This window comes from Streptomyces lushanensis, assembly GCF_001700515.1.
Taxonomy (GTDB): Bacteria; Actinomycetota; Actinomycetes; order Streptomycetales; family Streptomycetaceae; genus Streptomyces; species Streptomyces lushanensis.
Genome location: NZ_MAUD01000142.1, coordinates 18,767 through 32,354, shown reverse-complemented (window position 1 = coordinate 32,354; position 13,588 = coordinate 18,767). Strand labels below are relative to the sequence as shown.

General features: G+C 72.5%; 11 protein-coding genes. 6 read left to right on the top strand and 5 right to left on the bottom strand.

The window, feature by feature from the left end; all coding sequences use genetic code 11:
- The 3 genes from BFF77_RS13375 to BFF77_RS13365 form a co-directional block, all read left to right on the top strand.
- A partial coding sequence (locus BFF77_RS13375) for an MFS transporter (protein WP_066948299.1) occupies positions 1 to 1,060 on the top strand: 1,060 nt, incomplete at its 5' end.
- A gap of 466 nt (positions 1,061 to 1,526) precedes the next feature.
- A complete protein-coding gene (locus tag BFF77_RS13370) occupies positions 1,527 to 2,153 on the top strand; it encodes an NADPH-dependent FMN reductase (RefSeq protein ID WP_066948297.1) in 627 nt (208 codons plus the stop codon).
- Positions 2,150 to 2,395 (top strand): chorismate mutase family protein, encoded by a 246-nt coding sequence (locus BFF77_RS13365; protein ID WP_066948295.1) that lies wholly within the window; start codon positions 2,150 to 2,152, stop codon positions 2,393 to 2,395. The genes BFF77_RS13370 and BFF77_RS13365 overlap by 4 nt, the downstream gene beginning before the upstream one ends.
- A 46-nt stretch (positions 2,396 to 2,441) precedes the next feature.
- Here the strand turns inward: BFF77_RS13365 and BFF77_RS13360 are convergent, their stop codons facing one another.
- From BFF77_RS13360 to BFF77_RS13340, 5 genes are all read right to left on the bottom strand, one after another.
- Complete coding sequence (locus tag BFF77_RS13360) at positions 2,442 to 4,634, bottom strand: xanthine dehydrogenase family protein molybdopterin-binding subunit (protein WP_066948293.1); 2,193 nt, start codon at positions 4,632 to 4,634, stop codon at positions 2,442 to 2,444.
- Complete coding sequence (locus BFF77_RS13355; RefSeq protein ID WP_066948291.1) at positions 4,631 to 5,635, bottom strand: FAD binding domain-containing protein; 1,005 nt, start codon at positions 5,633 to 5,635, stop codon at positions 4,631 to 4,633. Before BFF77_RS13355 ends, BFF77_RS13360 begins: the two co-directional genes overlap by 4 nt.
- Positions 5,636 to 5,639: 4 nt before the next feature.
- Positions 5,640 to 6,152, bottom strand: a complete 513-nt coding sequence (locus BFF77_RS13350; protein ID WP_066948288.1) for a (2Fe-2S)-binding protein — start codon at positions 6,150 to 6,152, stop codon at positions 5,640 to 5,642.
- An 83-nt stretch (positions 6,153 to 6,235) separates the two neighbouring features.
- The gene (locus tag BFF77_RS13345; protein WP_066948285.1) at positions 6,236 to 7,459 is read right to left on the bottom strand and encodes a MalY/PatB family protein; all 1,224 of its coding nucleotides are present in this window, start codon (positions 7,457 to 7,459) and stop codon (positions 6,236 to 6,238) included.
- A 13-nt stretch (positions 7,460 to 7,472) separates the two neighbouring features.
- Positions 7,473 to 8,639: a phosphoribosylaminoimidazolecarboxamide formyltransferase gene (locus BFF77_RS13340; RefSeq protein WP_066948282.1), complete on the bottom strand. Its 1,167-nt coding sequence runs from the start codon at positions 8,637 to 8,639 to the stop codon at positions 7,473 to 7,475.
- A 203-nt stretch (positions 8,640 to 8,842) separates the two neighbouring features.
- On the opposite strand from BFF77_RS13340, the gene BFF77_RS13335 reads away from it, so the two are divergent.
- From BFF77_RS13335 to BFF77_RS13325, 3 genes are all read left to right on the top strand, one after another.
- Positions 8,843 to 10,240 carry an MFS transporter gene (locus tag BFF77_RS13335; RefSeq protein WP_079125120.1) on the top strand — a complete coding sequence of 466 codons (1,398 nt, stop codon included), beginning with the start codon at positions 8,843 to 8,845 and terminating at the stop codon, positions 10,238 to 10,240.
- 249 nt (positions 10,241 to 10,489) lie between these two features.
- Positions 10,490 to 11,782, top strand: coding sequence for an acyl-CoA dehydrogenase family protein (locus tag BFF77_RS13330; RefSeq protein WP_066948277.1), 1,293 nt, complete (start codon positions 10,490 to 10,492; stop codon positions 11,780 to 11,782).
- Positions 11,783 to 11,961: 179 nt separating this feature from the next.
- Complete coding sequence (locus BFF77_RS13325; RefSeq protein WP_211280221.1) at positions 11,962 to 13,587, top strand: acetolactate synthase; 1,626 nt, start codon at positions 11,962 to 11,964, stop codon at positions 13,585 to 13,587.
- The last annotated feature ends 1 nt before the right edge of the window (position 13,588 follow it).

Below are 13,588 nucleotides of genomic sequence, written 5' to 3'. Positions count from 1 at the left end.
CGGCCATTTCGGCGACCGCGTCGGCCGTAAGTCCGTCCTGGTCGCCTCGCTGCTGCTGATGGGTCTGTCCACGGCGCTGGTGGGGCTGCTGCCCGGCTACGCCACCCTGGGGAGCTGGGCGCCGCTGCTGCTCGTCCTGCTCCGCTTCCTCCAGGGAATCGGGATCGGCGGCGAGTGGGGCGGCGCGGTGCTCCTCGCCGTGGAGCACGCGCCCCGGGGGCGGCGCGGGCTGTACGCGGCCTTCCCCCAACTCGGCCCGCCCGTCGGCTTCTCCGCCGCCACGGGCGTCTTCTGGCTGATGTCCGCGTCGCTCGACGAGGCGGCCTTCGCGGGCTGGGGATGGCGCGTTCCGTTCCTGCTGTCCTTCCTGCTGGTCGCCGTCGGACTGGTCGTACGGCTGAAGATCAGCGAAACCCCGGTCTTCGCACGGTCCGTGGCGGAGCGGACGGCGAGCAGGGCGCCGATGGCGGAACTCCTCCGGCGTCATCCACGCGAACTCCTGCTCGGCGCGGGCGCCATGGCCGTCGTGTACACCCTCTTCTACACGACGATGACCTACGGCCTGTCGTACACGACTACCACCCTGGGCATGCCGCGCAACACGATGCTGGCGCTGTCCCTGGTCGCCTGCCTCTTCCTCGCGACCGCCGTCTGGTTCGCCGCCACCCGCTCCGACACGGCCGGCCGGCGGAAACTGGTTCTGACCGGCTGCTCACTGGCCGCGGTCTGGGCCCCGCTGCTGTTCCCGCTGCTCGACACCCGGCACCCGGTGGTGATGGCGGTGGCGATGGGCGGCGCGCTGTTCTGCGTGGGTGTGACCTCCGGCCCGATGGGCGCGTACCTGCCGGAGCTGTTCCCGGCCCGCGTCCGCTACTCGGGCGCCTCGCTCGCGTACAACCTGGGCGGCGTCCTGGGCGGCGCGGTCTCCCCCCTGGTCGTCCCACGCCTCCAGTCCGGCCTCGGCTCGGCGTCGGTGGGCTGGTACGTCTGCGCGATGGCCGTGGTCTCCCTGCTGTGCGTCCGGGCACTCCCGGAGACACGGGAGCGCGAACTGCTCTAGAGGAGACGGCGGGCTCACGGCGGGGTGGCTCTTCGCCCGAACCGTCCGGCGGCGGGCGGGAGTTCGTTCGGGCGGTGTGCCCTCCGGCGGGTGACGGGCATACGAACGGGACATGGCAGCGAGGGGGCCGGGCGGCGGGGCCGGGCGCGGGTGCGGGCGGAACCTGCGGGATCCGGACCCTCGCGCCTGCCTTTCGGCCATTCCCCGCCCGGTGCCGTCACACAGCAGCAATACTGTGAGATCGGCACCTATGATTTATCTCCATCATGACGGGACGGCCGGCGCATCGCGTCGTTGCCGTCACGATATCAACACCACGAAGACGGAACGTGGGCGGCCTGAAAAGCCTCGTGCTACGGCGGCCGGCATTCCCGACCGGATTTCACCGCGGGCATCTCACTCACCGTCCTGATCACGGCGCGGCGCCATCGGCCTGTCTTTGCATATCCAGTCGAGGAATCGAGTGATGTCTGTGCGGCAGATCGTGAGAATACTCGGTGTCGGCGGCTCGACCCGTCCGGGTTCAACGGCCGAGCGAGCACTTCGCCGGGCACTGGCCGAGGCCGAACGGCTGGGCGCCGAGGTGGATCTGATCGGCGGTGTCCAGCTCGTCATGCCTGCTTACGACCCCAGAGCCGGGATGCGTGCCCCGGAGGCCCGGCGGCTGGTCGCGGCGATCGCCGCGGCGGACGGCGTGATATTCGCCAGCCCCGCCTATCACGGCAGCATATCGGGCCTGGTGAAGAACGCGATCGATTACGTCGAGGAATTGCGCGACGACGAACGGCCGTATCTCAGTGGACGCCCGGTCGGCTGTGTGACCGTGGGAGACGGCCGGCAGGGTGCCGTCACCGCGCTTACCGCGCTGCGCGAGGTGGCTCACGCCTTACGCGGCTGGCCGACGCCGCTCGGTGTCACCCTCGACAAAATGGCGACCCGTTTCGGCCCCGACGGACAATGGGCCGACAGCCATGCGGAACAGCAATTGCGGACCATGGCGGGACAGGTGGTGGAATTCGCCGTGCACCGTGGGATCGCGTTGACGGAACAGGCTGTCCCCGCCCGTTCCCGCGAAACACCACGCGTCCTGTGAGACTGCCGGAAAGCGCGGACGGGACGAGCCGGTCCCAGGACCGGCTGGCCGAGATCGACGCCCGTATCGTGCAGTTGATACAGCAGCGGATCGAGGAGGAGCACCTTCTCGCCGACGCCAGACGCGCGGCCGGGCTGCCGCGCACCGATCTCTCCCGCGAGAACCGGACGGTGCGTTACTACGATCAGGAGCTGAAGAGCTGCGGAGCCCATCTGGCGCTGCTGCTGCTCGTCATGCGGTGACGCCCGCGCTGGCGGCGGGGCCGAAACCCGCGCCGGGGCGGGGCGTTCACAGGATGTCCTCCAGCCGGATGGGCAGTGCGCGGTGGCGCCGGCCGGTGGCATGGTGGAGCGCGTTGGCTATCGCGGGGGCCACACCGACGAAGGCGATCTCGCCCGCCCCCTTCACCCCGGGGGCGTTGAGCAGGGGATCGGGTTCGTCGATGAAGGCGACCTCGATCCGGCCGATGTCGGAGCCGACCGGGACGACGTAGTCGGCCAGGTCGGCGTTGACGAACCCGCCGTACCGCGGGTCGGGTTCACTGCCCTCCCGCAGCGTCGCGCCGATCCCCCACACCACACCGCCGCGGATCTGGCTGAGCGCGGTCACGGGGCTGGCCACCCGGCCGCAGTCCACCACGCTGACCACCCGGGACACCCGGACACGGCCGGTCTCCACCGCGACCCGGACCTCGGCGAAGTGCGCGACGAAGCTGAACGCCGAGAACCCGCGGTACTCGGGACCGGCCGGCGCGGACAGGCCGGCGTGCAGCCGGTCCACCGCCTGGGGGGACTGGCCGGGGGCCCGGGTGACGGCTTCGACGGCCACCTCCGGCCGGCCGGTCGCGAGAACAGCCGCGGCCACGTCGACCGGACCGTCGTCGGGCACGCCCAGACGGGTACGCAGTCGCCGCAGCGCGGCATGGACGGCGGCCAGCGCGGTGGCGGTGCCCCAGGAGCCGGCGGTGAGATGCTGGGGCGCGCTCCGGGTGTCCCCGAGGCCGACCCGCACCTCGTCGGCCGCGACACCGAGGTCGAGGGCCACCGTCCTGGCGACCGCCGTATGGAGGCCCTGCCCCATCTCATGGCCGGTCACATCCACGGCGACCCGGCCCTCGGCGTCCGCCCGCAGCCGGGCCACCCCGGGGGCCGCGGACGCCCGGTAGGCACCGGCCGCGACCCCCCAGCCGACCAGCGCCCCGTCCTCGTCGCGCATCGAGCCGGGCTCCGCCGTACGGGCCGCCCAGCCGAACATCGCCGCGCCGCGGCGCAGGCACTCGGCGAGATGGCGGGAGGAGAACGGGTTGCCGGTGACCGGGTCGGTGGCGGTGTCGTTGTCCAGACGCAGCGCCACCGGGTCCCGGCCGGTGGCGTACGCGATCTCGTCGACGGCCGTCTCCAGGGCGAACGCGCTGACATGCTCGAACGGCGCGCGCATGAAGCCGGGGGTCGGCACATCGGTACGGGTGAGGTGCTGGGTGCCGCGGAAGTCGCCGATGCCGTACAGCCGCGCGGTGATCGAGGGGTAGTCGGACGCGAACAGGTCGTGCCGGGACGTCTGGGACCGGGTCTCGTGGATGGCGGCCAGCAGCCGGCCCGAGGGGTCCGCGCCGAGCCGCATCCGATGGCGGCTGGCCGGACGGAAGCTGGTGGCGAGGAAGGTCTGCTTCCTGGGCATGACGAACTTGACCGGCCGGCCGAGCCGGGCCGCGGCCACCGCGAGGGGGGCGACATGCGGCTGGAGCCAGGTCTTCTGGCCGAAACTGCCGCCCGCCTGCGGGCAGATGACCTCGATACGGGCCGGGTCGATGCCCAGCACCCTGGCGAGGCCGTGCCGGACCGCGCCGGTGTTCTGGGTGCTCTCGTGCACGACCAGTGTTCCGTCGCGCCACTCGACCACGGTGGCCAGCAGTTCCATCGGGGCATGGTGCTGGGGGCCGAAGTCGAACGTCATGTCGACCTGGACCGGGCTCGCCGCGAAGGCCGTGTCGGCGTCGCCCACCTCGATGTCCGCGAAGCGCCGGATACCGGGGAACTCCTCGGCCTGCACGACCGTGTGCGCGCCCTCGGCGTCGAGCGTGACCGCCACCGGTTCGGCCTCGTAACGGGCGTCGACCCGCCCGGCCGCCTCGACGGCCGCCGTCAGTGTGTCCGCCACGACCAGCGCGATCGGCTGGCCGCGGTAGGCGACACGGTCGTCCAGGAGCGGCTGGAGGCTCTGGAAGCCGTAGCCCGAACCGCTCTGCGGGAAGCCGGGGGAGCGCACCTGCTCCGGGTCGAGCCGGGTGAGGACCAGCCGTACGCCGGGGACGGCGCGGGCGGCCTCCGTCTCCACCCGGACGACGCGCCCTCGCCCGACCGACGCGGGGACCAGCATGGCGTGCAGCGTGCCGGGCGGGCAGTGGTCGGCGCTGTAGCGGGTCCTGCCGGTGACCTTGTCGGCGGCGTCCACCCGTGGAACGCGCCGCGCGGGATCTGTCATGAGGCGGCCCGCCGTCCGGCGGTGCGCAGCGCGTCCGCGACGGTACGGATGCCCAGCGCCACCTTGAAGCCGTTGTGCGTGCCCGGCCGCGCGCCGGCGAGCGCCGTCTCCCCGGCCAGCAGGGCGCTCCGCTCGGTCAACTCCTCGCCGAGCAGGGTCCGTTCGGCCTCATGGGCGCGCCAGGGCCGGGTGGCGAGCCCGCCGAGGGCGATACGGCAGTCCTGGACCGTACCCCGCCGGCCGAGACGGACGGCGACGGCGGCGGAGGCCAGCGCGAACGCGAAGGACTCCCGGTCCCGGATCTTGTGGAAGGCGGAGCCGCGCCCCGTCGCGGTGACCGGAACCCTGATGCGGACGATGAGTTCGCCGTCTGCGAGTGTGTGCTCGTGCTGCGGTGTGTCCCCGGGCTCCCGGTGCAGCGCCGAGAGCGGTATCGTCCTCGGTCCGCCGGGGCCGAGAAGGTCCAGCCGGGCGTCGAAGGCGAGCAGCGCCACGGCCCAGTCGCCGGGATACGCGGCCACGCACGACTCGCTGGTACCGAGCACGGCGTGCCCCCGGTCCGTGCCGTCGCGTGCCGCGCATCCGCTGCCCGGCCGCCGCTTGTTGCAGGGATACGGCGGCCCGCCGCGGAAGTAGCCGCACCGGGTGCGCTGGAGCAGGCTGCCGCCCGCCGTGGCGCTGTTGCGCAACTGCTGGGAGGCGGCCTTGGCCAGTGACTCGGCCAGTGCGGGACAGTCGCGCCGCAGGACCGGGTCCTCGGCCAGGTCCGCGAGCCGCGCGCCGGCGCCGAGGACGAGTTCGTCGCGTCCCGTGGTGTCGAAGCCGGACAGTTCGGCGAGGTGGTGAATGTCGACCACGGCGGTCGGCCGCTCGACGCCCAGTTTCATCAGGTCGTACAGCGTGGTGCCGCCGGCCAGGACCCTGGTGCCGGGCCCGCCGGCCGCCAGTGCCTCGACGGCCTCCGCGAGGCTGGCCGGAGCGGCGTAGCCGAACGGCCGCATCGTCTCAGCCCTCCGCGGTGGCGCGGGCGGCCTGCCGGACCGCCGCCAGGATCCCGGGATACGCGCCGCAGCGGCAGAGATTGCCGCTCAGATACTCCCGGATCTGGTCGTCGTCGCCGGCGTGGCCCTCGGCTATGCACGCCACGGCCGACATGATCTGGCCCGGTGTGCAGTAGCCGCACTGGAGGGCGTCCTGGTCGATGAACGCCTGCTGCACCGGATGCGGTGTGCCGTCCGGGTCCGCCAGCCCCTCGATCGTCAGGACGTCCGCGTCCCGCGCGTGGACCGCCGGTGTCAGACACGCCAGGACCCGGCGCCCGTCGAGATGGACCGTGCAGGCACCGCACTGGCCCTGGTCGCAGCCCTTCTTGGTGCCGGTCAGCTCCAGTCGCTCGCGCACCACGTCGAGCAGGGACTCGCGTGGGTCCAGCAGCAGCAGGACGGGCCGGCCGTTGACCGTACAGGCCACTTCGACCGTTGTCGCGAAGAGGGCGCCGTGCTTGATTCCCGTTGACATGACTACCATCCCGGGCTCGTGTGAACAGGGCGTACGGAGGCGGCGTGCGGGGGCGGCGCGCCCCGGCGCGACGCGCTGGACGTTCACGCGCCCCGCCGTGGCAGGGCACGGGTGGACGCGACGACCGCGGTGACGACGCGTTCGAGGAGGGCCCGCGAGGTCGCGAAGTTGATCCGGACGAAGCCGCGCCCGGCCGCCCCGAACACCGCCCCGTCGCTCAGGGCGACCCCGCCGTGCCGCAGCATGTGCCCCGACGGGTCGTCGAGTCCGAGGCTCCGGCAGTCGAGCCAGGCCAGATAGGTGGCTTCGGGCTGCTGATACCCGATCATGGGCAGTTCGTCGGCCAGCACCCGGGTCAGGAACCGGCGGTTGGCGTCGAGATAGCGGAGGGCGTCCTGCCGCCAGGAGTCACCTTCGGTGTAGGCGGCGAGACCGGCGGCGATACCGAGGGTGCTCGCCCCGTGCCGGGAGTGGAACGGCAGTGTGCGCCACCGCACCACGTCCCGCTCGCTGGTCAGAACGGCCTGGGCGCACTTGAGGCCCGCGGTGTTCCAGCCCTTGGAGGCGGAGGTCAGCGTGAGGGTGTGCGCGGCGGCCTCGGGTGAGAGGGAGGCGTAGGGCACATGCTCGTGGCCGGGGTAGACGAGCGGCGCGTGGATCTCGTCGGCGATGACGCGGGCGCCCCGGGCTTCGACACAGCGGCTCAGGGCCAGCAGTTCGTCGCGGGTGAACACCCGTCCCGCGGGGTTGTGCGGATTGCACAGCAGTACGGTCCCCCCGCCGTCCGCGAGTGCCCTGTCGATCGCCTCGATGTCCAGTACGGACCGGCCGCCGTCGGACGCCATCGCCACCTCGACCACCTCGCGCCCCTCCGCGGCGGCGATCTCGAAGAACGGCGGATAGGCGGGAGTGGGCACCACCACGGCGCTGCCGGGCCTGCTGTAGGCGCTGATGCCGAGTCCGATCCCGGTGACCACATCGGGCAGTATGAAGATCCACTCGGCCGGGACCGACCAGCCGAAGGACCGCCGGAGCCAGTCGGCACAGGCGGAGGGCAGTCCCGTACGGATGTCGCGGAGCGGATATCCGGTCTCGCCGCGCTCGACCGCGTCGTGCAGCGCCCGGCGGATCACGGGCGCCAGCGCGAAGTCCATCTCCGCGATCCAGGCGCCCAGCACCCCGGGGCCGTGCCGCCCCCACTTCAGGCTGCGCCGCCCGACCAGGTCCTCGATCCGTAAGTCGTCGAAGCCTGCGGGTGGTTCATGGCCGGCGGTTGGTTCATGGCGGGCCGGTGGTCTGTTCGGCATTCCGCTCCCCCGGTCAGTGGTGGAACAGCCGCAGGCCGGTGCGGACCAGCGCGATGCCGTGCTCCTCGCAGGCCGCTTCGACGTCCTCGCTCCGGCGCGACCCTCCGCCCTCGACGATGCCGCGCACCCCGTGCCGGGCCGCGACGTCGACGTTGTCGCGGAACGGCAGATAGGCGTCGGAGGCGAGGGTGCACGGTGTCCTCCCCGGCAGCCAGTCGCGCTTCTCCTCCGCGCCGAGCACCCGCACCGGCTCGGGGAAGCGCGCGAGCGCGGCCGACTCCCGCGGGCTCAGATCGCCTTCGACCAGCCGCATCACCCAGTTGACCCGCTCCTGGAGCGTCATACCGTCCGGGAAGCGGGTGGCCGCCACGCGCGGGTGCCGCCGCAGCCGCCACCGGTCGGCCTTCTCCCCGGCCAGCCGGACGCAGTCCACCCGCGACTGCTGGCCCGTACCGATGCCGATCGTCGCGCCTCCGGCGACACAGGTCACCGAGTTGGACTGCGCGTACCGGGCCGCGATCAGACCGAGCACGGCGTCGCGCCGCTGCGCCTCGGACATCGCGCCGGACTCACCGAGCACCTGCTCGTCCAGTACGAGCGGATCCGCGTCCTGGGTGATCCGTACTCCGAAGACGTCCCTGACCTCCGTGCCGGGCGGCTTGTGCCCGGGGTCCATCCGCAGGACCAGGAACGCTCCGCGCTTCTTGCGCGCCAGTACGGAGACCACTCCGGGCTCGAAGTCCGGCGCGATGATGCCGTCCGAGACGACCCGGGCCAGCAGCCGGGCGGTGGCCATGTCGACCGTGTCGGACACCGCGACCATGTCACCGTAGGACGAGCGGGGATCGCAGTCCCGGGCGCGCGCGTAGGCGCCCGCCACCGCGGACGGTTCGCCCTCCAGTCCGAAGGTCGCCCGCGTCACCGGGTCGGTCTCACCGGCGACGGCGGCGCCGGCCGGGGAGACATGCTTGATCGACGCCGCGGCGGGCAGCCCGAGAGCGGTGCCGGCCGCCCGGACGAGCTGCCAGCCCTGGAGCGCGTCCAGCAGGTTCAGTGTGGAGGGGGTGCCGCTGAGGACCGTGAAGGGCAGCGGACCGCCGGCGGGGTTCGCCGCCACGGCCTCGGCCTGCTGGGGATTCAGACCGTATTTGAGTCGAAGATCTGTCTGGCCACTGGACATGTAAGCCCTTCCCATGCCGACGTCGGGCGGGTTCGGGTTCGGCGGGCGACTGCCGCCGGGCACTCCGACAGAATATGTGCCTACCCGTATTGCGCTGGTGCATTGGCCGGGGCGTGAAGCATCCAGCGTGCCACCCGGGGCACGCGACGGCTACCCCTGATTACGCGCCCGGTCGATAGGGGACGTCCGAAAGTCAGCTAATAATGGGCTGGACCGGGAGTTCGATGCCGTGCCGCCTCTCCTTGCCGGGGCCCCCGCGTCTTGGCTACGATGCCGGACCTGTGTACTTAGGGAAGAAGCGATTGAGCGAACGGCCGGCAAGACCCGGCGCGAAAACCGCCGCAAAGGCGCCGGAGCACTCCGGTGACGTGCCGGAAGAGCCGCCGGGAGACGCGTCGGAATCGAATGTTCCGCGCTGGTCCTGGACCTACTGGTCGACATTCGCCCTCGTATACCTCTGCGGAGTTCTGGCGGCCACCAGCCTCGGCAAGATGGCGCCGATCTCGGTCGACGTGCGCGCGGCCCTGGGCCTCTCCCTCGACCAGATGTCCCTGGTCACCTCCTCGATCACGGCGGTCGCGGCGCTGTTCGGCATCCCGGTGAGCTATCTCGTCGGACGGCTCGCCCTGCGGTGGACGCTGCTGGCGGGCTGCGGCGTCATGGCCGCCGCCGGGTTCGTGGAGTCACGCGTGGACGGTTTCGGGCCGATGATCACCACGCGGCTGGTCGAAGGCGTCGGCTATGTCGCCGTCGTCGTGGCCGCGCCCGCGGTGATCATCGCGATGGGCGGCGGGGCCCGGCGGATCACGGCACTCGCTATCTGGGGCACCTACTTCCCGGTCGGTCTGGCCCTGGGACTGTTCGCGGGCGGGCTGCTGTCCACCTCGTTCGGGTGGCGGGGCTGGCTCGCCGCGCAGTCGGGCGTCCTGCTCGCCGTGGGGGCCGCCGCCGTGTTCGCGCTCAGCACGCCCGGGTCCGGCTCCGTCGAGGCGGTCGCGCCGCCCGCGGCCGAGTCCCCGGGCGAGCGGGCGCGCGCCCTGCGCAGACCGGTCCTGCTGGCGCTGGGCTTCGCCACCGCGAGCGGCACGATCGTCGCCGTCGTCTCCCTGCTGCCGACCTATCTGCACGAGACGCTGGGCGCCTCCGTGGCGGCGTCGGGAAGCATGATCGGCCTGGTGTCGCTGATCGGCACGGTGGGCGGCTTCCTCAGCGGCTGGCTGCTGCGCCGGGGCGTGGCGGCCCGGCATGTCTTCACCGCGGCCCTCCTGATGCCCCTGGGCGCGGCGGTCGCGTTCCAGCAGTCCGGCGGGATCGGGCTCAGCGCGGCGGGCGCGCTGCTGGTCGCACTGGCCAACGAACTCGTCGTGGCCGCGGCGTTCGCGATGATCCCGGTGGTGGTGTCCAGGCCGTCCGACATCGGCGTCACCAACGGTCTGCTCGCCCAGATCGGCAGCGCCGGCTCGCTGGCCGGGCCGCCACTGGTCAGCATGGTGCTGCTCGCGGCGGGCGGCTGGTGGGCCGTGGCCCCCACGGTGCTCGTCGTCTGTCTCGCGGGCACCGTGCTGCTACGCGCGTCGGTACGGCAGCGGCCGGCCGCCTGAACCCACCCGTTTTCCTCCCGCCGGCCGGGCACCGGCCGAACGATATAAGCCAGATGAATATTCAATCGATGCCTGGTATTGCTGTCGTCTCGCGCGTCGGTATGCTGACTTCGGTCGGCATACCCGCGTCGGAGGTGCTCGATCATTGAGCACCGGCAGCGCTCCTACGGTGCCCGGCCAATTCCCCGTGCTCTGCACGGTCGGACGGTCTGCGAAATAATCACCGAACGCTCCGGAGGTGAGTGACGGGTGGCGCAGGATTCGGATTCCGAGTTAACAGCTAATTTACAGGACGAAGCCAGGGAATGGCTCAGACTGAACTGGCATGATGATCTGACGGTCGGCGCCTGGTGGGAATTGCTGGCCGCCGCCGGATTCGCATTTCCCACATGGCCTGCCGGAATGGGCGGTCGTGGTCTGCGCCGGAAGGAAGCACGGCGGATCACGGAGGAGATCACCCGGGCCGGTGCGGTCGGACCGCCGGGCGGTGTCGGCCAGATGGTGGGCGGCCCGATTCTCATCGAGTACGGCACCGACGAACAGCGCCGCCGCTGGCTGCCCGCGCTGGCCGCGGGCGCGGAGTCCTGGTGCCAGCTCTTCAGCGAACCGGGCGCCGGATCCGATCTGGCGAGCCTTCAGCTGCGCGCCGACTGGGACGGGCGCAGATGGCTGCTGAACGGCCAGAAGCTGTGGTCCCGGGAGGCCGAGGGCGCGGACCGCGGCCTGGCATTGGCCAGGACCGACTCGGCCGTACCCAAACGCCGGGGCATCAGCTACTTCGTCGTCGACCTGGACCAGCCGGGCGTGGAGGTACGGCCGATCCGGCAGATGAACGGACGCGCCTCGTTCAACGAGGTGTTCCTCACCGATGTGGCCGTACCGCCCGACCAGCTCGTCGGGGGCCTCGCCCAGGGCTGGCCGATGGCCCTGGCGAGTGTGTCGTACGAACGCGAGGAAGTGGGCGGCGGCGGAGTGCTGCGCCCCGCGCGCATCGCCTCACCGGGCCGGCGCAACGGCATGCTCGACCGGAGCATCCGGGAGCTGACCGAGGAGAGCCGGGCCGCGGAACGCGAACGGCCGGTCGTCCGCGGTGTCCGCACTCCTGCCGCGCTGATCGCCCTGGCCCGGCAGGTCGGCCGCTCCGACGACCCGGTGGTCCGCCAGCGGCTCGCGGCCGTGCACGGGACGTACGAGACCAACCGGCTGCGCAACATGGCGCTGCGGTCCGCCCGGGGACAGGGACGCAAACCGGGCCCCGAGGTCTCCCTCGGCAAGCTCGCCGGCTCCGACGTGGGCCGTCAGGCACGTGACATCGGTCTGTCGCTGCTGGGCGCCGAGTCCCTCCTGACCGGCGAGGAGACCACCGGCGGCGGGGCGTTCCAGCAGATGGCCCTGTCCGTCCAGGCCCTGTCGATCGCCGGCGGTACCGACGAGATCCAGCGCAATCTGATCGGCGAGCGCGTCCTCGGGCTGCCGCGTGAGCCGGAGACCGACCGCGACGTGCCCTTCAACCAGCTACGGGTGGGGACACAGCGCGAGTAGTCCGCGGCGCGTGCGGTCCGATCACAGGAGAGGCCAACGGACGGAGCGGGCATGGACGGGAACAGCTCTCGGCACCCTCGCCACGACGGCGGGATCCGCGCCGCCTCAGGCGCCGGTGGGGCCGGGCGGGACGGAACGGACGGGACGTCACCGGCGCGCCCCGGCGCGCGGGGACGGCTGTGAGTACGCCCGCGGTGGTCGAGGGCGAGGGCGGGCGGCTGGCGGTCGCGGCGCTGCGGTCCGTCGGTGTGGACACGCTGTTCACGCTCTCCGGCGGCCATATCTTCTCCGTCCTGCACGCCGCCGCGCAGGACGGGATGCGGATCGTCGACGTCCGCCACGAGCAGACGGCCGTCTTCGCCGCGGAAGCCCTCGCCAAGCTGACCCGGCGGCCGGGCGTCGCGCTGCTGACCGCCGGGCCGGGCGTCACCAACGGCGTCAGCGCGCTGGCCACGGCCCAGGCCAACGGCTCACCGCTCGTGCTGCTCGCGGGACGGGCGTCCCAGCGGCGCTGGGGATCCGGTTCGCTCCAGGAGTTCGACCATGTCCCGCTGGTCGCGCCGGTGACCAAGCGGGCGGGCACGGTGACCCGTACCGAGGCGATCGCCGCGGCCGTCCAGGAGGCCGCGGCGACGGCGGCCACGCCTCACCGCGGCCCCGTCTTCCTCGACATCCCCATCGATGTGATGCACCGGCGGGCGAGCGTTGAGCTCGCGGCCCCCACACCGGTGCCGGCGGGCGCCGGCGATCCGGAGGAGGCCGCCAAGGCCGCCGAGATCGTCGCCACCGCCCGGCGGCCGGTGCTGGTCGCGGGCGGCGATGTCTGGTGGGGCGGCGCGTGGGAATCCCTGCGCCGGTGCGCCGAGGCGCTGCGCGTGCCCACGTTCATGAACGGCCAGGGACGCGGCTGTCTGCCCCCGGGCCATGAACTCGCCTTCTCCAGGACCAGGGACGCGCTGAAGGAGGCGGACGCGGTCGTGGTCGTCGGTACTCCGCTCGACTTCCGGCTGTCGTTCGGACGGTTTCCGGGCGCGCGGATCGTCCATGTCGTCGACGATCCGGGCCGGCGGGCGACGCATGTCCCCACGGCCGCGGCACCCGCCGGCGACCTCGCGGCGATCCTCGACGCGATGGCGCTGCGACCGGGCGGCCGGCCCGATCACGACGAGTGGATCGGCCGTCTGCGGGACCGGGAACGGGCCGCGCGCCACGCCGAGGAGGCGGAGCTGACCGCGGAGCACGCGCCGGTCCATCCGGCCCGGGTCATCGGCGAACTGCGCGCGCAGCTCGACCACGACGCCGTCGTCGTCTGCGACGGCGGTGACTTCGTGTCGTACGCCGGGCGGCTCCTGGACTCCCACCGTCCGGGCTGCTGGCTCGACCCCGGTCCGTTCGGATGCCTCGGCAACGGACCGGGCTACGCGGCGGCGGCCCGGCTCCAGCACCCGGACCGCCAGGTGGTGCTGCTGCTGGGCGACGGGGCGTTCGGCTTCTCGGCGAGTGACGTCGACACGCTGGTGCGCCACAAGCTGCCGGTCGTGATGGTTGTCGGGAACAACGGGATCTGGGGACTGGAGAAGCATCCCATGCGAAAACTCTACGGTTCGGACGTCGCCGCGGACCTACGGCCCGACTGCCGGTACGACCTGCTGGTCGAGGCGCTGGGCGGCGCCGGGGAAACCGTCACCAGGCCGCGGGACATCGCCCCGGCGCTGCGCCGCGCCTTCGCCTCCGGGGTGCCGTACCTCGTCAACGTCCTCACCGATCCCGCCGTGGCGTACCGGCGCACGGCGAAGCTCGGGTGAC

Coding starts and splice junctions, on each gene's coding strand:
- BFF77_RS13340 (WP_066948282.1), bottom strand. CDS start 8,639: ATGTCCAGTGGCCAGACAGATCTTCGACTCAAATACGGTCTGAATCCC.
- BFF77_RS13360 (WP_066948293.1), bottom strand. CDS start 4,634: ATGACAGATCCCGCGCGGCGCGTTCCACGGGTGGACGCCGCCGACAAG.
- BFF77_RS13335 (WP_079125120.1), top strand. CDS start 8,843: ATGGGCTGGACCGGGAGTTCGATGCCGTGCCGCCTCTCCTTGCCGGGG.
- BFF77_RS13370 (WP_066948297.1), top strand. CDS start 1,527: ATGTCTGTGCGGCAGATCGTGAGAATACTCGGTGTCGGCGGCTCGACC.
- BFF77_RS13355 (WP_066948291.1), bottom strand. CDS start 5,635: ATGCGGCCGTTCGGCTACGCCGCTCCGGCCAGCCTCGCGGAGGCCGTC.
- BFF77_RS13350 (WP_066948288.1), bottom strand. CDS start 6,152: ATGTCAACGGGAATCAAGCACGGCGCCCTCTTCGCGACAACGGTCGAA.
- BFF77_RS13345 (WP_066948285.1), bottom strand. CDS start 7,459: ATGCCGAACAGACCACCGGCCCGCCATGAACCAACCGCCGGCCATGAA.